Annotated in this window: 24 protein-coding genes; 3 read left to right on the top strand and 21 right to left on the bottom strand. The window is 70.7% G+C overall.

Annotated elements, in window-relative coordinates; translation table 11 throughout:
• Nucleotide 1: 1 nt before the first annotated feature.
• The 3 genes from ACZ5U5_RS31495 to ACZ5U5_RS31485 form a co-directional block, all read right to left on the bottom strand.
• A complete protein-coding gene (locus ACZ5U5_RS31495) occupies nucleotides 2-706 on the bottom strand; it encodes a hypothetical protein (RefSeq protein WP_469028422.1) in 705 nt (234 codons plus the stop codon).
• Between the two features lie 111 nt (nucleotides 707-817).
• Complete coding sequence (locus tag ACZ5U5_RS31490; RefSeq protein ID WP_469028420.1) at nucleotides 818-988, bottom strand: Rmf/CrpP fold protein; 171 nt, start codon at nucleotides 986-988, stop codon at nucleotides 818-820.
• 2 nt (nucleotides 989-990) lie between these two features.
• Nucleotides 991-3225, bottom strand: a complete 2235-nt coding sequence (locus tag ACZ5U5_RS31485; protein WP_469028417.1) for a phage minor capsid protein — start codon at nucleotides 3223-3225, stop codon at nucleotides 991-993.
• A 94-nt stretch (nucleotides 3226-3319) separates the two neighbouring features.
• Here ACZ5U5_RS31485 and ACZ5U5_RS31480 point away from each other — a divergent pair, with 94 nt between their 5' ends.
• The gene (locus ACZ5U5_RS31480; RefSeq protein ID WP_469028415.1) at nucleotides 3320-3832 is read left to right on the top strand and encodes a hypothetical protein; all 513 of its coding nucleotides are present in this window, start codon (nucleotides 3320-3322) and stop codon (nucleotides 3830-3832) included.
• A 1-nt stretch (nucleotide 3833) separates the two neighbouring features.
• On the opposite strand, the gene ACZ5U5_RS31475 is transcribed toward ACZ5U5_RS31480, so the two are convergent.
• A complete protein-coding gene (locus tag ACZ5U5_RS31475) occupies nucleotides 3834-5288 on the bottom strand; it encodes a phage portal protein (RefSeq protein ID WP_469028413.1) in 1455 nt (484 codons plus the stop codon).
• Between the two features lie 76 nt (nucleotides 5289-5364).
• On the opposite strand from ACZ5U5_RS31475, the gene ACZ5U5_RS31470 reads away from it, so the two are divergent.
• Nucleotides 5365-5886 carry a hypothetical protein gene (locus ACZ5U5_RS31470; RefSeq protein ID WP_469028410.1) on the top strand — a complete coding sequence of 174 codons (522 nt, stop codon included), beginning with the start codon at nucleotides 5365-5367 and terminating at the stop codon, nucleotides 5884-5886.
• Here ACZ5U5_RS31470 and ACZ5U5_RS31465 read toward each other — a convergent pair.
• Genes ACZ5U5_RS31465 through ACZ5U5_RS31455 form a run of 3 tightly spaced genes read right to left on the bottom strand, consistent with a single transcriptional unit; the run spans nucleotide 5883 to nucleotide 7449 of the window.
• Complete coding sequence (locus tag ACZ5U5_RS31465; RefSeq protein WP_469028408.1) at nucleotides 5883-6587, bottom strand: terminase; 705 nt, start codon at nucleotides 6585-6587, stop codon at nucleotides 5883-5885. The two genes, ACZ5U5_RS31470 and ACZ5U5_RS31465, sit on opposite strands and share 4 nt — an antisense overlap.
• Nucleotides 6556-6912, bottom strand: coding sequence for a hypothetical protein (locus ACZ5U5_RS31460; protein ID WP_469028406.1), 357 nt, complete (start codon nucleotides 6910-6912; stop codon nucleotides 6556-6558). The genes ACZ5U5_RS31465 and ACZ5U5_RS31460 overlap by 32 nt, the downstream gene beginning before the upstream one ends.
• A 6-nt stretch (nucleotides 6913-6918) precedes the next feature.
• Entirely contained in the window at nucleotides 6919-7449 is a 531-nt protein-coding gene (locus tag ACZ5U5_RS31455; RefSeq protein ID WP_469028403.1) for a helix-turn-helix domain-containing protein, read from the bottom strand.
• 66 nt (nucleotides 7450-7515) lie between these two features.
• On the opposite strand from ACZ5U5_RS31455, the gene ACZ5U5_RS31450 reads away from it, so the two are divergent.
• A complete protein-coding gene (locus ACZ5U5_RS31450; protein ID WP_469028400.1) occupies nucleotides 7516-8139 on the top strand; it encodes a hypothetical protein in 624 nt (207 codons plus the stop codon).
• Nucleotides 8140-8312: 173 nt separating this feature from the next.
• Here the strand turns inward: ACZ5U5_RS31450 and ACZ5U5_RS31445 are convergent, their stop codons facing one another.
• From ACZ5U5_RS31445 to ACZ5U5_RS31380, 14 genes are all read right to left on the bottom strand, one after another.
• Entirely contained in the window at nucleotides 8313-8747 is a 435-nt protein-coding gene (locus ACZ5U5_RS31445) for a hypothetical protein (RefSeq protein WP_469028398.1), read from the bottom strand.
• Between the two features lie 82 nt (nucleotides 8748-8829).
• Entirely contained in the window at nucleotides 8830-9363 is a 534-nt protein-coding gene (locus ACZ5U5_RS31440) for a hypothetical protein (RefSeq protein ID WP_469028395.1), read from the bottom strand.
• Nucleotides 9364-9427: 64 nt separating this feature from the next.
• Nucleotides 9428-10279, bottom strand: a complete 852-nt coding sequence (locus ACZ5U5_RS31435) for a hypothetical protein (RefSeq protein ID WP_469028393.1) — start codon at nucleotides 10277-10279, stop codon at nucleotides 9428-9430.
• A gap of 447 nt (nucleotides 10280-10726) precedes the next feature.
• The gene (locus ACZ5U5_RS31430; protein ID WP_469028391.1) at nucleotides 10727-11560 is read right to left on the bottom strand and encodes a hypothetical protein; all 834 of its coding nucleotides are present in this window, start codon (nucleotides 11558-11560) and stop codon (nucleotides 10727-10729) included.
• Nucleotides 11561-11565: 5 nt separating this feature from the next.
• Complete coding sequence (locus ACZ5U5_RS31425; protein WP_469028388.1) at nucleotides 11566-12438, bottom strand: hypothetical protein; 873 nt, start codon at nucleotides 12436-12438, stop codon at nucleotides 11566-11568.
• A gap of 199 nt (nucleotides 12439-12637) precedes the next feature.
• The gene (locus tag ACZ5U5_RS31420) at nucleotides 12638-12763 is read right to left on the bottom strand and encodes a hypothetical protein (protein WP_469028386.1); all 126 of its coding nucleotides are present in this window, start codon (nucleotides 12761-12763) and stop codon (nucleotides 12638-12640) included.
• On the bottom strand, nucleotides 12760-13170 hold the full coding sequence (locus tag ACZ5U5_RS31415; protein WP_469028384.1) for a hypothetical protein: 411 nt from the start codon (nucleotides 13168-13170) through the stop codon (nucleotides 12760-12762). The genes ACZ5U5_RS31420 and ACZ5U5_RS31415 overlap by 4 nt, the downstream gene beginning before the upstream one ends.
• Nucleotides 13167-13352: a zinc finger domain-containing protein gene (locus tag ACZ5U5_RS31410; RefSeq protein ID WP_469028381.1), complete on the bottom strand. Its 186-nt coding sequence runs from the start codon at nucleotides 13350-13352 to the stop codon at nucleotides 13167-13169. Before ACZ5U5_RS31410 ends, ACZ5U5_RS31415 begins: the two co-directional genes overlap by 4 nt.
• 84 nt (nucleotides 13353-13436) lie before the next feature.
• Nucleotides 13437-13940 carry a single-stranded DNA-binding protein gene (locus ACZ5U5_RS31405; protein ID WP_469028379.1) on the bottom strand — a complete coding sequence of 168 codons (504 nt, stop codon included), beginning with the start codon at nucleotides 13938-13940 and terminating at the stop codon, nucleotides 13437-13439.
• A gap of 2 nt (nucleotides 13941-13942) precedes the next feature.
• Nucleotides 13943-14455: an HNH endonuclease signature motif containing protein gene (locus tag ACZ5U5_RS31400; protein WP_469028377.1), complete on the bottom strand. Its 513-nt coding sequence runs from the start codon at nucleotides 14453-14455 to the stop codon at nucleotides 13943-13945.
• Between the two features lie 128 nt (nucleotides 14456-14583).
• Nucleotides 14584-14754 carry a hypothetical protein gene (locus ACZ5U5_RS31395; RefSeq protein ID WP_469028374.1) on the bottom strand — a complete coding sequence of 57 codons (171 nt, stop codon included), beginning with the start codon at nucleotides 14752-14754 and terminating at the stop codon, nucleotides 14584-14586.
• Nucleotides 14751-15251 (bottom strand): hypothetical protein, encoded by a 501-nt coding sequence (locus ACZ5U5_RS31390; protein ID WP_469028372.1) that lies wholly within the window; start codon nucleotides 15249-15251, stop codon nucleotides 14751-14753. The genes ACZ5U5_RS31395 and ACZ5U5_RS31390 overlap by 4 nt, the downstream gene beginning before the upstream one ends.
• On the bottom strand, nucleotides 15248-15904 hold the full coding sequence (locus ACZ5U5_RS31385) for a zinc finger domain-containing protein (RefSeq protein WP_469028369.1): 657 nt from the start codon (nucleotides 15902-15904) through the stop codon (nucleotides 15248-15250). Before ACZ5U5_RS31385 ends, ACZ5U5_RS31390 begins: the two co-directional genes overlap by 4 nt.
• Nucleotides 15901-16827 (bottom strand): mucin-2, encoded by a 927-nt coding sequence (locus tag ACZ5U5_RS31380; RefSeq protein WP_469028367.1) that lies wholly within the window; start codon nucleotides 16825-16827, stop codon nucleotides 15901-15903. The genes ACZ5U5_RS31385 and ACZ5U5_RS31380 overlap by 4 nt, the downstream gene beginning before the upstream one ends.
• Nucleotides 16828-16865 lie beyond the last annotated feature (38 nt).

Raw genomic sequence — 16865 nt, 5'->3', positions numbered from 1 at the left:
TTCAGGCGCCCAGACGGGCGGCGATAGCGTCGTGCAGGGAACCGGGCTTGCGCTCGGGCGGGGTGGCGTTGCCAAAGTCGGCGCCCCCTCGGGCGGGGCCGAGCGCGGCGGCGAGGTGCGGCTGTGCCTGTACGGCGGCCTTGATCGCCTCGGTCACTGCGGCCTGGTCGGTGGGGTCGACCGCGGCGAGCGCGGTCATGGCGGACTGGCTGTCGAGCAGGGCGGCGACGTTGGCGCCGGCGTCCGGCGCGGCCCGCAGTACGGCGGCCTGAATCGCGGCGGTCTTGGCCTGCTCCTGCGCCTGCGTGAGCTGCGTCTGTGCCCACTTCGGGAGCTTGGCGAGGTCGCCCTCGGCGGCCTGCTCGGGCGCAGTCTGGGCGGGTGGCGCGGTCTCCCTCGGGGCCTGCTTCTCCGCGCTGCGGATACGTTCCTGCGCCCACTCCGGGAGCGCGGACAGGTCGCCCTCGGCGGGCGGCTGGGGCGGTGCCGGGGGCGTGTTCGGCGGGGTCTGACCACCCGTGCCCTGGGTGCCTCCCTGCTCGCCGCCCTGGGCTCCCGTGCCGCCCTCGCCGGAACCGGTGCCGCCGTCGCCGCCCTGCCCGCCGTCCGCGTAGATGATCGGCGACCAGGGCGACAGGGCGTAGGGGCGGGCCCACCCGGCGGCGTAGGCGGCGCTGCGGCGGCGGGTGAGGTGGCGCGTGTTCATACGGTGCACTCCTGTGCAGTCGGGCCCGCCGGGCGGGCGCGTGCGGGCATGCGAAAGGGGGGCCCGCCGTGGTGGCGGACCCCCCTTCGGGGTGTGTGCGGTGTTCGGGTGTCAGTCGCTGACGTCCTGGTCGGCGACGGGGCGGCGCTCGGCGTAGCCGCGTATCCACGCGGTGGTGAGTGTCGAGGTGAGCGGGTACGGGCACACGGTCGGCGGGTCGCCCCGCTCGCCTGCCTCGCGGCCCGCCGTGAGTGCCTTCACGATCTCCTCGCGCGTGCCCATGGTCACCTCTTGTTCTGCTGGTCGGACTCGTTCTTACGGGCGCCGTCCGCCCATCGTTGGGCCTTGCCGGTCACCTGCTCGATGAACTCGGCTTGCGTAAGCCTGCCGTGTGCCTCCCACCACTCTTTCAGCTCGTCGGACGCGCGCGCATAGGCGATGCGCGCGGGCCCGCTGAACAGACCGATCGGGCTGTGTCCGGCGGCCTGGGCCTTCTTGTTGAGCAGGTAGCCGCGGCAGTCTTCTTCGGCCTTCAGGTACTGCCGGTAGACGTACTCGTCGTACAGGGCGCGGGCCTCGCGGCGCGTGATCGTGTGCCGCTCGTCCTGGTCCTCGTCGTCGCCGCGGTGCAGTACGGCGGCGGCGTCGCGTAGGTCGGCCCAGAACGCGTCGTCGTCGGCGTGGTCGTCGAGGGCCTGGTCGGCGGCGAGGGCGCCCCAGGCGGCCGGTCCGGGCACGTGATCGCCCATGGCCTCGGCGAGGGCGTCGCGGTCGGCGAGCAGGTCCTCGACGGCGTCGCTGGTATCGGCGGGCGGTGGGAGGTCGACGGCGTCGCGACGGTCCATCTCAGCGGCGATGCGCAGTAGTTCGGCGTTGTCGGCGTACTGCATCGCCCACGCGAGGTCGTCGTCGGACACGTCCGACAGATCGGCGCGCAGGCGTCCGCCGGGGAACAACCGGGCGAGCAGGTCGCGGCGGGCGGCCTCCGCTGCGATGGCCGCGGATTCGGGCCCGCTGGTGTCGCGGTAGCGGGCGGCGAGCTGCGCGTCGGACAGGCCGACCAGGTCGGGCCGCACGTCGGACAGGTGTCCGGCGCGGTCGCGTCGGTCGGCCTCGGCCATGATGCGCACCTGGTCGGCCTCGTCGACGTGGGCAAGCACGCGGGCGAGGTCATCGTCGGACAGGCCGAGCAGATCCTCGGCCAGACGTCCGCCGGGGGCGGCGCGGTCGAGCAGGGCGTCGAGGTCGCGGCGGTCGGCCTCGGCCTCGATCCGGCGGCGCGCGCGGTCGTCGAGCAGGTTCGAGCGCATGGCGGCGGCGAGGTCGTCGTCGCTCATGGCGCGCACGCTGGCGTCGTCGCCCGACCACACGCGGGCGGCCTCGACCTGCTCGGGCGCGGCCTCGGTCCGCTTCTCGGGGAGGTTCCCGGCGCCGATCTGCTCGCGCACGCGGTTGCGACGCAAGTCGGGGTGGTCGGCGAGGTGTTGGCGCATGGCGCCTTGCCACTGCCTGACCTTGGCGCGGGCGACGCGCTGCGCGACGGGGTCGACGGCGGCGGCCTCGCGGCGGCGCCACTTGCGGATGGTCCGCTCGATCTCGCGCTGACGCTGTCCGGCGGCGTACCCGTCCGGGTCGCTGGTGGCCTGCTCGATCCGGGTAAGGCCGGGCGAGTACAGGCTCACAGAGTGGCGGCAATTGGGGTGCTGCAACCCCTGGGCGCGGGCCTCGTTGAGGCTTCCGGCGACGCGGACGGGCACCATGCGGCCGTCTTCGGTGGCGTGCTCGGCCTCGACTGTGCGCGGGCCTGGGGGCCCGCTGATCGTCAACACGCGGCCTTCCCACGGGGCGCACAGGGGGCACTCGCGCGGGGCGTCGCTGACGACGACCAGGTCGACCCCGGCGGTCTCCAGGGTGCGCATGTGAGCTTCGGTCGCGGCCCGCGCGGTCGCTGTCCTTACTGCCATCTCGGCATAGGTGGGGAGCGACCAGCGGCGCCCGGCGCGGTCGACGAACGCCTGTATTCCTCGATCGGCAAACGTGCGCATCGCGTCCTGTGCGGCCTGTCGACGGGTGCCGGTGCCGAGTAGGGGGGTGGCGGCCACGGACGCGATGACGGCCCGGAAACCGTCGACGACGGCGCGGAGGATCGACCGGTGCGTCGCGGTGACGACGTCGACGGCTTCCTGTGCGAGGCGGTCGACGGCCTTGGCGTTCGGTGTGCGCTCGTCGACTAGGGCGCGGGCGTCGTCGGACAGGGCGCCCAACTCGGCAACCGCGGCGCGGTGCCCTCGGTTGTAGGACTCGGCGACCGCGTCGAACACGTCGAGGCCGGTCGCCTTGGCGAGTTCGTCGACGACGGCCTGTGCGGCGCGGCGTACCTGCTGGATCGCGGCGAGCTTGGCCTCGACCCAACCGGGCGCGTCGAGGTCGGCGGCGAGCTGTCGCGCGATGATGCCGAGTAGCCGTTCTTCGGCCGCGGCGTAGCTGTCGCGCGTCGTCGCGGCCAAATCCTCAACCATGCCCGGATGGATTGGCACTTCCCACCCCCTGCGGCTCTACCCCTACCGACTGGGGTGTCGTACCTGCCATGCTTCGCCGAGGGGGAGGGGTGCGATGTCAAGAGACAAGCCATACCGTTTCTACGATTGGGGCCCGAAGGGGCCTCCTCCCGAGTGGATGCGTGGCCCGCAGCCATCGGGCGATGGGCCAGGCGGCGTCAGCCTCTTCGTTCTGGGGATGACCGCAGCTCCGTTCCTGCAAGCTGTCTCGTCGTACTTCGGGAATCGGCTTGCTGGTCGAATCGACGATTCGACGCGCAGGGCTTTACGCCGCTTCTTGCGGCGTGAAGCACGTGAGCTAGACGTAATGGTGGGCGGTGTCCCTACCGTCAGGCTGTACACAAGCTACGGGTGGGCAGTGGACGTTCCAGAAGATCTCGGCCCTGTGGCCATGAAGAAACTCCTCGTGCTGCATGATGCACCCCACCCAATTTTTGACCCCGAACCCGTCCCCCGACTGCACTATGAATATGGAAGAAATTCAGCATGGATTGTGCAAGGAGTTTGGGACGGCTATCTGTGGCGTTTCGCATGGGATTCCCAAAATGAAAAATGGGATGCGCGCTAGCTCAACGGAAACACTCCGAAATACCGGTCTCCCGAAGGATCGCAGCGGCCTCGACGGCGACCTCCGTGTCGTTCCATTCCGGGCGCAGGATCTTGACCCGGGTGGCGGTCGACACGGCCTGTGCGCGGTTGAGCAGGTCGAGGGTTGTCGCGGTGTCCATCGGCGATTCGGCGACGCCGTCGGGGAACTCGACCCGCGGGCGTTCTGCGGGCGCCCTGCTGCCGAAGTGCACGGCGTCGAGTTCGAGCAGGGCGAACAGGGCGTCGGACATGCCCTGTTTCCAGTGGCCTGCCTTCTTCCTGCGCGTGGTCGTGCTCTTGTCGTCGTCGCTGTTGACCTCGGTCGCGGTCCGGGCGGCGCCTCCGTCCTGGTCGAGGCCGAACGACCGTGCCGCGTAACCGGCGGACTGGGCGGCCTGCCTGGTCAGTGCCTCGGCCGTGCGCTGGTGTTCCTCAACCCTGATCTCGAACTGAGACAAGGTGATCCCGCCGTTTTCGGTGGGCGGCATGTTGAGCTGGGCGTATACCTCGGCGTCCTCGTCGAAGGACGCTCCGCGGCCGGGCCCGTGGCTCCGTAGGTAGCCGTCGGGGACGATCAGGCGCGCGCGGGCGAGGCGTATGTCGCGCATCCAACTCGTCCAGACCTCGTCGAGGCTGTCGAGCTGGTCGTAGATCGGGGCGGCGTAGTCGCTGCGCCCGATCGGCGATCCCCGGTGCAGCCTGTTGGGGGTCATGTTCGGCACGTATGCGGCCGTGAGCTGCCGGATACCGGTCGTCGTCGACTCGCCGTCGCGCTCGATGCTGCCGACCAGGGCGGCTGTGTCGGGGTGCTCGGTGAGGGGGACGCGCCGACCGATGTTGTCGCCGCTGCCCTGGTAGAGCGCGTGGACGATCCGGCCGGGCTCGTGCCGCTCAACGTGGCGCCATACGGCCTGTGTCGTGCTGCCCGGCAGCTCACGCCAGAAGTTCACCGCGGCGAGCATGCCGAAACGCCACTCGGGGATGGCGTTGTCGGGCTGCACGGCGGTGAGTAGCGGCCGGTCGACTAGGTCGCGGTCCCACGTCGCCCGGAGGTAGACACCGGACAGGGCGGCGCACTGCTCGGCGGCCGACAAAAGCATCTGCTGTGTGTGTCCGTCGGTGAGCAGCTGGTCGAGGCGGGTCTGTGTCCGCGCGTCGTCGACGACGACGCGCGGCATGTCCGCGAACAGCATGTCGGCGGATGTCTGGGCGATGTCGCCGGCGAGGGGGACGTGTAGGCGGGTGTCACGGCCGGGACGGTGCGCGGTGCTGCGGCGGCCCCACAGACGGCGGCGCGGCGCCTTGGCCTCGCGTCCGTAGACCCGGGCGAGGCGCTGCCGGTCACCGGAGTACCACGCGTCGTCGACGGCTATCCGCTCGTAGTACGCGGCCCACTCGGGGGGCGGCCATGCTGCGCCGTTCTCGGGCAAGCTCATGTCGGGGCGACCTCCTCACCAATCGATGTTGTAGCAAACGCGTTCCGTCAGCCTTGAAGTTGGGCACCATGGCCACATGGATTCCGGGCTTGCCGCGGTACTGGGGGCGGTAGTGGGGGTCATCGGCGCGCTGGGTACTGCCTGCCTGGCTTTCATCGCTTCCCGCACTGCTGCGCGTCTTCAAGGGCGTGTGGATCACGGTCATTTGATGCGGGAGGAGAGGAAAGGAGCCTATCGAGAGTTCATTCGAGAAGCTAACGAATGTATGCTGAAACTCGGCCTCGCGGCGAGGTTTATAAATCGCCCAAATATGCAAGAGTTACAGGAATCTAAAGCCGATCTGTATGCACGACAAATCATGCTTTCTAATGCCGTTGATGAAGTGATCCTAGTGGGACCCTTGAGCGCTTCCGTCGCTGCGATTCAAGTGAGGGACGCGTTCGACACTGGATTTGGATATCTTCAAGAAGTTACCCCGGATCAGCTCGAATCCGAAGCGAGTGTCACGCGTGTAATCAACGGGGCGGTGAAGATCAAGAGGGTGGTCAATGATTTTATCATCGTCGTGCATGTGGTGCTTGGGACTCCGCCTGGTTAATAGGATTGCGTTGACCAGCGCCACTCGTGCGCCGTGGAATGGATGACATATCTGAGCGCGTCGCACGAGTGGTCATCCACCTTCAGCGGGGCGTCCTCGCCCCGTTCGGTGGCCTTGGGGTCCCAGGAGTAGCCGGGTAGTTCGGCGAGCAGGCCCTCGCACGAGTCGTGCACGAGCAGGCGGTCGGCGGCGAGCAGGCTCGACACGGACCGGATTCCGTCGGTGACGTCGTTGGTGGCGCGGGCGAGGCCGGGGTGCCCGTCCTGCCACATCTGCGTAGAGAAAGAGGCGGCGCTCGGGTCGATGAACGTCCACTCGGGCGTGATGCCGAGGGCGTCGAGCCATGCGCGGACGGCGGCGCTGTACTGCGCATCGGTCATGCTGCGGTGCGCGGTGCGGGAGTCGTGGCGCCACTCGGCGCACACGTACAGACGGCCGTCGGTGCCCTCGCCGAGCAGTACCGCAGCAAACGGGTTGGTGGTGCCGTAGTCCACGCCGCACCAGTGGCGGCGCATCTCGGGCAGCTCCTCGACGACGTGGCGGGCTTCGTCCCACATGTCGTAGATGGCGCCCTCGGCGACCACCCACGCGCCGTCGATCATGCGGCGGCGCCACAGGCCGACGTACTCGGCGGCGAGGTTGGCGACGTACTCGGGTGACAGGCTCGGGTTATCGGCGAGCTTGAAGTGCCAGGCCCGCAAGTTCAGTTCGCCCGCGCGGTCCAGATATCCGGTCTTGAGCCAGTGCCGCCCCGCGGGTGTGCACGACGTGCTGGGCGAGGGGCCCGAACAACGCGCGGTCTTGCAGGGGTTCGAGAATGTTCCTCTCGATCGTCTGGAGACTGCGCCCGCACACGATGATCAGGCCGGACGGTCCGGCGGTGGCGACGGCGATCACGAAAGCCAACAGGCTCGCGATCGTCTTGCCGCTGCGAACGCTGCCGTGCCACAGGTTGACACGGGCGGTCGCCTGCCCAATCGAGCGGAGTTGCTTGCGAGACAGGGGCAGACAGTCGAGGTCGAGCACAGCAGCTCACCCCCCGGCGTCGCCCCCGTCGTCGTGGGCCTGGTCGTCGTTGGCGGCCTGAGTCAGGGCCTCGCCGAGGGAACCGAGCATCGAACGCACCTGCTCGACGCCCTCGCCGCCCTCGACGGGGGCGAGGCGTAGCGATGTGCCGACGGCGGTCTGTACCGAGGCGACGATCGCCCGTTGATCGCCGAACCGCGGTTGCGGTAGGTGGGCTTCGTGCCACTCGCCCTCGCGGCCGGCGAACTCCCCGTGAGTGGTGGGCGCCCAAAGCTGGGTGCGTAGGCGCTCGGCGTCGTCCTGTAGGGCGAGGGCGAGGGCGGCGCGGCGTGCGGCGAGGTCTGCGGTGCGGGCGCGGGTGGCGGCTTCGACCTGCGGTGCGCGGTCGAAGGTGAGCGGTGGGTCGAACGCTGCGGCGATCTTCGACACGGTCGAGGGTGAGCGGCGGATGGCGCGGGCGATCTCGTTGCGGGCCTTGCCCTGGGCATGAAGGTGGCGGACCTGCTCCCGGTCGCGGTCGTCGATGGAGCGCGCCACGTCTCACCTCGATCACGGGTTTGTTCTGGCCCACTGATCGGGGAGCGGAGCCATCAAAGTAGAGGGGTGGAAGCTGCAGAGTTGGTCTTGAAGTATGTAGAGGCGCTGGTGTGGCCTGTCGTGACGGTCGCCCTTGCTTGGGGCTTGCGGGACCACATCCGGCAGGCCTTCACACGCATGAGCCGACTGGAAACCCCAGCTGGGGCAATCGACTTTGCAACGGATGCTCGCGAGGCGCGGCAAGAGGCAGAAGAGCTAGGACAGCGGGAAGAAGAGTCTGCGGAGGAGCCGGACCCGGACCCGGAAGAAGTGCCACGCCCACCCGAGGAGGAAGACCCAAGACTCGGAGCCTTTCAAGAGGCGTGGGAAGTGGCCTCCGCCTCCCCCACTGGAGCAGTCGTATCGGCATGGCTTTTGTTGGAAGACATCAGTCAAGCGACACTCCGGCAAAGGGGCGCGATGCCGACAACTAGGCATATCCGTGGTGTGGCGGCTGCATCGTTGCCACCTTTTGCACTGATTGATGCGTTGCTGACGATTGGGCTATCACCGCGCGGGGCCTCGCTGTTTAACAACCTGCGAGTCCTGAGGAACAAGGCCGTACACGGCGAAATGGTGACTCCGTCCGCGGCGCGCGACTTCGTCGAAACCTGCCGCTTTGTGGCACGTGAGGTGTACGGGCTGCGCTAGTTGCCCCCGCTCAGTGGGGCTGACCGTTGGTGGGTCTATATCTGCCGGGACAAGAACGCCCCGCCGCGGGGGTGCGGCGGGGCGTTCGGGAGGGCGTCCGTTTCCGGGCACGCCGAAGACGGGGCCAACTCTAGGTCACGGATCGATAACGACGCAAGTTCGTTCGAGCTGCCTCACGCGCGGGCGGAGCGATCGTCGTCCGGTCGCGGCTGCGGCCTTGTCGGACGGGCGAGCAGGGTCTCGGCGTACCGGGGACGCAAGTGGGGTCCGGGCGGCGGTCCGGGCAGCATTCGGTCCGTCGGCCGTGGCGCGAGAGTGTCGGACGTGTCATACGTCCTGGTGGCGGGCGGTGCCGTGGTCGGCCTGCTGAGTTGGTAGGCGAGCAGGTTCGGCGCGGTGCCGGGCGGGCACACGCGGTTCGCCCACGCGGTCCGGTACATGTCGGCGAGCTGTCCGACGGCCTGTCGGACGACGTCAGAGAAGTTGTCGCCCGTGCTCATCAGTACGGCGAGGTCGGCGGCGAGGGCCTCGTCGATGCGCACTGACGGGCGTTGTCCGGCCTTGGGCGGGGTCTGCTCCTTGGGCTGGTTAGGGTGGGCGGTAGCCATCGTTTGGGGTCGCTCCTGTTCGGTGGTCAGGGCCCGCCCAACGGTTTGTGAGGAACCGGGCGGGCCCGCTGCATGTGCGGGTCTACTGGGCGCCGTCGGCTCGGCGCTGCTTCTCCTCGCGGATGAACTGCGTGATCCGGCTCGCGGTGTATCCAGACTCGGCGGCGATCTCGTCGGCGCTCATGCCCTTCTCGCGGGCGGCGAGGGCGATGCGGCCCATGGCGTCGGCGGCGGCGTTGGCGGCCGTGCGTAGTGCACGCACGTCGGCGAGTTCGAGGACTTCCGCGGCGAGCAGGTCGAGGAGATCGGAAAGCGCCTCGGGCCCACTGACCTTGTGTCGGTCGTAGTCGTCGGCGATGTTCCGGACTTCGTCCAGAGGATCAAGGTCGTACGGGTTGGGGTCGCCCTCTGCGGCGCGGCGGGCGGCGGTGTCGCGCTCGTGCTGGATCAGTTCCGTGACTACGCGCTCGGCGATGGCGCGGGCGTCTTCGGTGGGCCTGAGTTTGCGGTCCCTGACCTTGCGGATGATCTCGGCTGACGAGTAGCTGCGGCCGGTCTCGTAACTGCTCTCGCTGTCGTCCTGGTTGTCGTCGCGGGGGGGCTGCTCGTTGCTCATCTGGGGTGCTCCTGTCGGTCCGGGGCGGGCCCGCCCTCGGGCGTGGGCGGGCCCGTGGGGTGGACTACTCGCGGGTGGTGGTGGGCGCGGTGGCGCGGCCGTCGAACAGAGCGCCTTGTTCGGTCGGGTGCTCGACGGTGAACAAGGTGTCGGCGGTGGGCTGTTCGCCGATCCATTCGCCGCGCCACGTGCCGTCGGCCTTGGTGGTGGTCCGCTGTCCCTCGGTGTCCGTGGCCGCGCTGGTCGGTTCGGCGTCGAGCAGTGCGGCAACGTGGGGGTGCTCGCGGGCTATGTAGGCGTCGGCGGACGCACGCGCGGCATCGGCGGCTTCGCGTTCGGCCGCCGAGGGGGCGGTAGCGGCGATCTGCTTACGGGCGTGTCCGGCCTGCTCGATCCACTTCCGTGCGGCCTTGCGCTCGGCGGGGGTGGCGTCGTCCACCGTGAGCAGGCTGTCGGCGTACTCGCTGATGACGTTCAGGACGACGGTGGACTGGGGCTTGATGATCAGGCTGCGGCCTCGGCCGCGGCGTCCGGCGTCGAGGGCCTCGCGGGTGGCCTTGCTGGCGGGGTCGTGGTCGTCGGCGCCGGTGGCGAGGTTGGTGTCGGCGAGGTGGTCGGCGAGGGCGCCGGGGATCGTGACCTCACCGGAGCGCGGGGCGGCGGGCGCGGCCGGGGCGGTCTGCTCGGCGGGGGCCATTGTGGCGGCGTCGAGCTTCTGCACGCACCGGGCGTGCAGGGTGCGCACCGGGTCGTCGTACCTGGCGCGGGTGCCCCAGTCGTCGTGAATCGTCGTGTCTGAGCGCGGCCGGATGCTGCGGTTGCACAAGGCGCGGCACTCGGAGTTGAAGGCGTGCGCCATGTGGCCGCTGTGCGCGGTCGACCATACGGTGTCGGTGTCGGAGTTGTACTTGCCCATGGGGTCGCTCCCTTGGTTGATGTTGCGCCGGGTGAGGTCCGGCGTTCCTGCCGGGTGAGGACCCGTCAGGAAGGCCAACAGTAGCCATTGCAGTAACCATTACAGCAATGATTGCAGTAAGCGTTACTACTTCGTGATCGGGGCCGCATTGGTGCGCGAAGACTCCCGAACTCCCCCTAGGTAGAGCTATGTTGAAGCCGTATCACTCCTCGAATGGGGGAGGAGTCCGCCGTAGCCGTGAGGCTGGCCGACCAACCGTCGACCGAACGGTCGAAGTTCGCACGTGAGGTTGCTTCACGTGTAGCGGTCGCACTGAGCGTTCGCGCTCTTGGGCTGTCATCGTGGAACTGTTTCGCGGTGATCTTTGACCGTCGCTCTTAGAGCGATCCGCGGCGCCGGGACCCCCAACCGTCCGCCGCGGAACCCCCACCTCTATGACCCGCTGCGCTATGCCGCGCTCCGCTGCTCAGCGCGCGTCGTTTGTAGCGCAGTCAACAGGTCGATCAGGACGGGCCCGCGCCACGCTCGGCGGCCTCGCTCGGCGTCGACCGGGGCCGGGCACGTCGGACCGGTCGAGCAGGTCGCCACGGCGGCTCGCGGGTCGCCTCCCCCGTTGTGCACGGTGATGCGGCCCGTGCGGCAGAACGGGCATGGCTCGTCGAGCGTGATTGTGCGCGCGGTGCGGCCAAGGGCGCCCTCGACCTGGCGGCGTGCGGTGCGGGCGACGTCGGCGACCTGGTCGAGCAAGGTCGCGGGGGTGGGGGCGAACAGGGCGCGGTCGGCCGTGTCGTCGAGGGCGCGGCCCTCCAGCCATACGGCGGCCCAGTGCAGACCGAACACGCGTGATCCGGTCGAGGCGATGGTCGTCGGGCCTGCGTCGCGGTAGGTGGGCAGGTGCCACAAACGGGGGTCGCTCGGGTCGCTGCCGAGGGTCCATCGGCCGTGGCGGTCGCGGGCGGGGAGCTGCACGCGCTCGGCGACGGCGTCGCACATGTCGAACACGGCGGCCTCGACGTCGAGGGCAGCGTCGAGGGCCCGCAAGTTCGCCGGCGCGGGGTGCTCGCGAAGGATGAGCGGCAGACGGCCGACGGCGGCCTCGTCGAGGGCCTGGTCGTCGTCGGCCCGGTCGTCGGCGGCGAGCTGGTCGAGGAAACCGCGGCGCTCGTAGGGCATCCACTCGGCGGCCCGCGGTGGTTCGGCGATGGCGGCGAGCAGGTCGCCCCACTGCTCGCGGACCGCGGCGAGGTCATCGGCGGCACGCTGGCCGGGGGTGGTCGTCATGCCTGCTACTCCTGGTGCTCGTCGGCGAGGGCCTGCTCGATGCGGTCGGCGTAGATGGCGGCGGCGCCGTGCGGTGATCCGGCGCGCATGCGGGCGGCGAGGTCGCGCACGCGCTCGACGGCCTGCGCGATGCCTACCTCGGCGGCCATGGCGGCACGGTCGGCGTAGCGGTCCCGGCGGGCGGCCAGCCACGCAACGTAGTAGCGGCCCGCTCGGCGTTCGGCGTCGCGGGCGTTGCGCTTCCATCCCTCGGTGCGGCGGCGCTCGGTGGCGAGGGCGATGTCGTGGTCTCGCTGCTGCTCGGCGAGGCGGGCCTCGGTGGTGTCGGCGCGGTCGAGCATGCGGCCGTGGATGTGGGCGGCGGTGGGTGAGAGTCCGTCGTGTTCGGCGACGGCGGCGAGGGCGTCGCCGAGGGACTGGGCGTTGCGGACGCGGGCGAGGACGGCGAGCGCCTGCTCGGCGCGCTGTTGCCATGCGGTGGCGGCACTGTTGGCGAGGTGCACCGTTGAGGAGTCGCCCTGCTCGACGTGGGCGAGCTGCTCCTCGGCACGCTCGGCACGCTGCAACAGGAGGTGACCCAGGGTCTCGGAGTCGGACAGTTTGCCCTCGGCAGTCTCGGCGCGCTGCTCGGCCTCGACGATCGCGGCGTCGGCGGCCTCGCGGTGCTGTTCGAGGGCCTGCGTGGTGCCTGCCATGGCGCGGCGGGTCTCGTCGGCGAGGCGCTGCTCTTCGCGTACGTGCTCGTCGAGTAGGGCGGCCTCGGCCGGGGTCAGGGCGCCGCGGTGAGTGCGGGCGAGCAGGACGTCGACGACGGCCCGCCGGTCGGTGCGGTCGCGGTCGCGGCCCTTGGGGGCGCGCTGCTGGGGGCGGGTGCTCATGCGGGTTGCTGCTCCTGGGCGTCGTCGAGGGTGGGGTGTTCGGGCGGGGCGGGGCGCGGCTGTTGGGCGAGGGCGTACAGGTCGCCCCCGTGTGCCCGGGCGTCGGGCGACTGGTGCTTGATGCGGCACGTGGGCCCGTATCCGTCGGGCGAGGGTGCGCGTAGCGGGCGGCGGCACGCCCGACACGTCCGGGCGGCGGTCACGGGTCGCCCTGGTTTGCGCGGTCGGGCTCGCCGGACAGTCCCCACGCGATCAGGCGTGCGCCGACGGCGAGCAGGGCGACGGCAACGGCGAGGTTCGCGGCGAGGGCGGCGGCCGGGGTCACGGCTCGACCTGGTCGGCTGCTGCGCCCTCGGCGAGGGCCTGTTCGTCGGCGAGGCGGTCGGCGTACGCCCGTATGGCACGCCGGGCGCCGCCGTATCCGGTGAGCAGGCCGCGGGAGCCGCGGTTGAGTCCCCATCGGCTTTCGGTGTTCCTGCGCTCGCGCTCGACCAGGGCGGCGAGGTGATGGGCGTGGGCGGTCAGGATGATGCGGGCGGCGGCGAGGGCCTGCTCGGGGGTGTGCGGAGCGTCGTCGAGCAGGACGTCGCGGAGCGTGGCGAGGGCGGGGTCGCGGTCGGGCTGGTTGAACTTGAGGGCGGCGCGCACGTCGTCGGCGGTGAGCGGGGCGTCGAGATCAGTGGGGCGGGTGGCGGCGGTCATCGTGGGGCGCTCCTGTCGTGAGGTGGTCATCGCTGCGCGTGTGCGGCGGTGCGGGCGCGGTGGACGTCGTGTCGGCGCTGGCGGGTGCCGCTGTGCGAGGTGCACAGGGCGTCGGGCTGCGCTCCGCATGCGGGGCACTCGACGCGGAGTGCGGGGAGGCGCAGCGCGGGGGCGTCGTCGGTGTCCGGGTCGGCGGGCGGGTGAGGCGTCATGGCGGGTGGCTCCGGGTGTCAGTGGTGGGCGCTACGCGTGCGGACCCGCGCGTGAGCGGGCCCGCGTCCGGTCGCGGCGAGGGTCTAGAACGGGGGCTCGTCGCTGTATCCCTGGCGGGGCTGCTGCTGGCCCCACGGGGCGCCCTGAGCGGCTCCGTATCCCTGCTGGGGGGCCTGCTGGCCGTATCCCTGGGGGTGCTGCTGTTGGGCGTTCTGGGTCGCGCCGTTGACCTTGGTGACGACCGCGGTTGCGCGCAGCAGCGAGGGGGCGACCTCGTCGGCCTGAACCTCGTAACTGCTGCGCTTGCTGCCGTCGTTGGCTTCGTACTGGCGTTGGGTGAGGCGCCCGACGACGATCACGCGCATGCCGCGCTGTACGGATTCGGCGACGTGCTCGGCCTGCTGGCGCCATACGGCCACGCCGAGAAACAGCGGGTCGCCGTCCTCCCACTCGTTGGTCTGGCGGTTGAACTTCCGGGGGGTGCTGGCCATGCGGAAGTTGCAGACGGCGGTGCCGGACGGGGTGAACCTGAGTTCGGGGTCGGCAACGACGTTGCCAGTCATGGTGATGGTGGTCTCGCCGGACATGGCTAGGCGGCCCTTTCGAGGGTGCGGTCGGTGCGGGGGCGAAGAGGCTCGACGAGGGCGAGCTGGGGGGCGCGCTTGGCGGCGCGGGCTGCGCGGTTGTGGGCGTTCTTGCAAGCGCGGCACTTGCGGGTGCCGTTGGGCGCTCGGTACGTGTTCGCCTCGTCGTAGGCGTGGCCGGCGGGGCAGTGCGTGACCGTGGCTCGCTGCGCGACGTGGTTCGAGCTGGCGAGGATGTTCTCGCGGTGCGTGAGGGCGCGGAGGTGGCCGGGGTTTACGCAGTCGCGGCGGCGGCACTGGTGATCGACTTCGAGGCCGTCGGGTATCGGGCCGTGGGCCTGCTCGTAGGCGAAGCGGTGGGCTTTGACGGTGCGGGTATGCCAAAAGGTGCCGTAGCCCTTGTTGTTGAGGCTTCCCGTCCACAGGTGGCACGGGCCGTGGGCGCCGCGGATGAGCGGGAGCGGGCCGCGCGGGTCGACCTTGGCGGCGAACCGCTGTGCGGGGGTGGGCCGTTCCACGGACGTACCTCCTGCGGGATGTAGTTGCGTTGAATGTTCTTCCATGAACGGTCGCGACCGTCCACGAGTGGACGATAGCGGACGGGGGATGGCTCTGCCGGTTGGGCTGCCACCCCCCCGTCGGGCGGCTACGCGGCTGCTGGGAGGCCGAGTTGAGCCTCGGAGAGGGTGAGCGTCCAGCCGTGGGCGGTGAGGACGTCGGCGACCTGCTCGGCGACCTTCCCGGCGTCGGCGGGGTCGAGGTGTTGCGTGTCCTCGACGGCGGCGCGGATGGCGGCGAGGGCGGCGGCCGGGATCACTGGCGCGGCCCGGAGACGTGCCGTACGGTGGCGCGTCCGCATGCGTCGCGGGCGACGGGCGGACGCGTCATCAGGCGTGCCACGGCGGCGAGTGCGCGCTCGGCGTCCTGCTCGCGGGCGGCCTCGTTCTGGGCGAGCTGGGCGGCGTACTCGGCGGCGAGGCGCTGCTCGCGCTCGGCAGCGAGGACGGCCTCGCGCTGTGCCTGCTCGGCCTGGTGGCGCTCGGCGAGCAGGGCGGGCCCGTCCACCTCGAACCAGGGCTGCCAGTTGCCGTGTGCGGCGTGCTTCTCGACGGCGACGCGGGCACCCTGATTGGCCATCTTGCGGGCGATCCGGCGTACGGCCTTGCGGTCCGAAGTCACGGCGACCGCGGGCCTGTTCGGGCGAGTAGCCCACGTGCCGGTGATCCGGTAGCGGGTGTTGTTCCTGGTCCGGTCGCCGGTACTGGCGTGGCGACGGTAGGGCGCCTTGCCGGGGTGCTTGCGGTTGCGGTTCATGCTGCCTGCTCCGGGGTGAGGGCGGCGGCGTAAGCGGCCTGCCGCTGGTCGTGGGTGTGGCTGCGGAGTTCGGCGCCGGACGGGCGCTTGCACGGCATCCCCCTGCGGGCGCGGCAGTTGGTACGCGGGCAGTCGACGGCCAGTTCGGGAAAGCGCACGCCTCGGACACCGATGCCGTGCTCGGCGAGCTGCTCGCGAAGGTGGCGCGGCATCTCGCCGATGCGGGCGATCCGGGCGGCGACGTCGGGGGCGGGACCGCCGGTGAGTTCGCGGTACGTGGTGGCGGGCGCAGCGCCGGTGGCTACGGCGTGCCGGGTGCCGAGCAGTTCGGCCCGGTAGGACGCGGGGTCGTCCGGGTCGGCCTGCGGGGTGGGGTCGGTGTGCCGGTCGAGAATGTCGCGCTTGAACACCCACCAGGGGCGCGAGACGTCCGCGGGCTTGATCGGGTACGGAGAGGTGGCGATGTGGTGGCGTACAACCTGGGAGGCGTCCCAGTGGCGGCCGTTGGGGTGCTGGGCGGTGGCCGCGACGTCGGCGAGCAGGTCGGCCCACTGATCGAGGACTTCCGCGGCGGCGCCCTGGTCGGCGGGCGCGCTGCGCGGGTCGAGCTTCACCGCGTAGGCGAGCAGGGCGGCGACTTCTCGGCGGTTCACTGGGCCTGCTCCTGGGGGTCGTCGAGGGCGGCGGCGAAGAGATCCGCGGCGCGCTGCACGCGGCCGGGGCGAGCGGCGGCGAGGGGGATCACCTCGGCGCCGGACGCGGGGGCCTTGCGGATGTCGGCGAGGGCGAATTGCAGCGTGCCGCCGGTGACGGGCTTCGAGGTGGCGCCGAGGCGGTCGAGGGCGGCCCACAGTTCGGGCGGGGCGATGCCGTTGCCGAGGGCTTCCTCGACGGCGCGGCGGATGCTGGTCTTGCCCTGCGCCGTGCCGCGGCCGTACTTGGCCCACCACGCGGTGAGCATCTCGGCCGCGGGCCCGCGCTCCCCCCGCTGAGGGGAAGGGGGGTTCCTACCTCCGTAGGAGGTAGTAGGGGACGGGTCGGGTCGGGGGGAGCGTGACGGGTCCATACCGTCACGCTGTGACGTACCGGCCTGACCTGCGATGTCGTCCGGAAACACGATCTGATTCGCGTGGCTTTCGCGGTTTTCCGGCGACGGATCGTCATCGAATCGCGGACGGTTCGCCGACGAATCGGCGCGATTACGTTCCTGGTTCCGCTGCTCGGTGGCGCGTTCGCGGGCGCGCTGCTGGCGTTCGGCGGCCTTGGCGCGGCTGTCCTCGACGGTCGCGCGGGTCGGGTTGTAGATCAGGAAGTCGTGCATCACGTAGTCGCCGACGGGCGGCTGGGTGCATCGGGGGCAGGTGTGGCCGTGGGTGTGCCACAGGCCGGCGGAGACCAGCTTCCGGGACTGCGGGGCGGTGCCGTAGAGCTGGGCGACCACGCCGGGTACCAGGCCCTCGGTGAGGTGCTGGGCGGCGTAGGCGCCTGCGCGCGTCCACAGACCGAGCGCGGCGTTTCCGGCTTTGAGCATCTTGGGGTGGCCGTACGCCGTGTCGTCGACCTTGAACCAAGTCACAGGGGTTGTGCTCCTTCAGGGGTGGCGCCTGGGGCGAG

Source organism: Streptomyces sp. NPDC033177, from assembly GCF_055577715.1.
The sequence above is the reverse complement of the archived record's forward strand: the minus strand, read 5'-3'. Positions and strand labels throughout refer to the sequence as shown.

What these genes read in the sequence shown, in the direction of transcription:
- ACZ5U5_RS31495 (WP_469028422.1), bottom strand. Translation starts at nt 706, where the DNA reads ATGAACACGCGCCACCTCACCCGCCGCCGCAGCGCCGCCTACGCCGCC.
- ACZ5U5_RS31490 (WP_469028420.1), bottom strand. Translation starts at nt 988, where the DNA reads ATGGGCACGCGCGAGGAGATCGTGAAGGCACTCACGGCGGGCCGCGAG.
- ACZ5U5_RS31485 (WP_469028417.1), bottom strand. Translation starts at nt 3,225, where the DNA reads ATGGTTGAGGATTTGGCCGCGACGACGCGCGACAGCTACGCCGCGGCC.
- ACZ5U5_RS31480 (WP_469028415.1), top strand. Translation starts at nt 3,320, where the DNA reads ATGTCAAGAGACAAGCCATACCGTTTCTACGATTGGGGCCCGAAGGGG.
- ACZ5U5_RS31475 (WP_469028413.1), bottom strand. Translation starts at nt 5,288, where the DNA reads ATGAGCTTGCCCGAGAACGGCGCAGCATGGCCGCCCCCCGAGTGGGCC.
- ACZ5U5_RS31470 (WP_469028410.1), top strand. Translation starts at nt 5,365, where the DNA reads ATGGATTCCGGGCTTGCCGCGGTACTGGGGGCGGTAGTGGGGGTCATC.
- ACZ5U5_RS31445 (WP_469028398.1), bottom strand. Translation starts at nt 8,747, where the DNA reads ATGGCTACCGCCCACCCTAACCAGCCCAAGGAGCAGACCCCGCCCAAG.
- ACZ5U5_RS31440 (WP_469028395.1), bottom strand. Translation starts at nt 9,363, where the DNA reads ATGAGCAACGAGCAGCCCCCCCGCGACGACAACCAGGACGACAGCGAG.
- ACZ5U5_RS31435 (WP_469028393.1), bottom strand. Translation starts at nt 10,279, where the DNA reads ATGGGCAAGTACAACTCCGACACCGACACCGTATGGTCGACCGCGCAC.
- ACZ5U5_RS31430 (WP_469028391.1), bottom strand. Translation starts at nt 11,560, where the DNA reads ATGACGACCACCCCCGGCCAGCGTGCCGCCGATGACCTCGCCGCGGTC.
- ACZ5U5_RS31425 (WP_469028388.1), bottom strand. Translation starts at nt 12,438, where the DNA reads ATGAGCACCCGCCCCCAGCAGCGCGCCCCCAAGGGCCGCGACCGCGAC.
- ACZ5U5_RS31415 (WP_469028384.1), bottom strand. Translation starts at nt 13,170, where the DNA reads ATGACCACCTCACGACAGGAGCGCCCCACGATGACCGCCGCCACCCGC.
- ACZ5U5_RS31410 (WP_469028381.1), bottom strand. Translation starts at nt 13,352, where the DNA reads ATGACGCCTCACCCGCCCGCCGACCCGGACACCGACGACGCCCCCGCG.
- ACZ5U5_RS31405 (WP_469028379.1), bottom strand. Translation starts at nt 13,940, where the DNA reads ATGTCCGGCGAGACCACCATCACCATGACTGGCAACGTCGTTGCCGAC.
- ACZ5U5_RS31390 (WP_469028372.1), bottom strand. Translation starts at nt 15,251, where the DNA reads ATGAACCGCAACCGCAAGCACCCCGGCAAGGCGCCCTACCGTCGCCAC.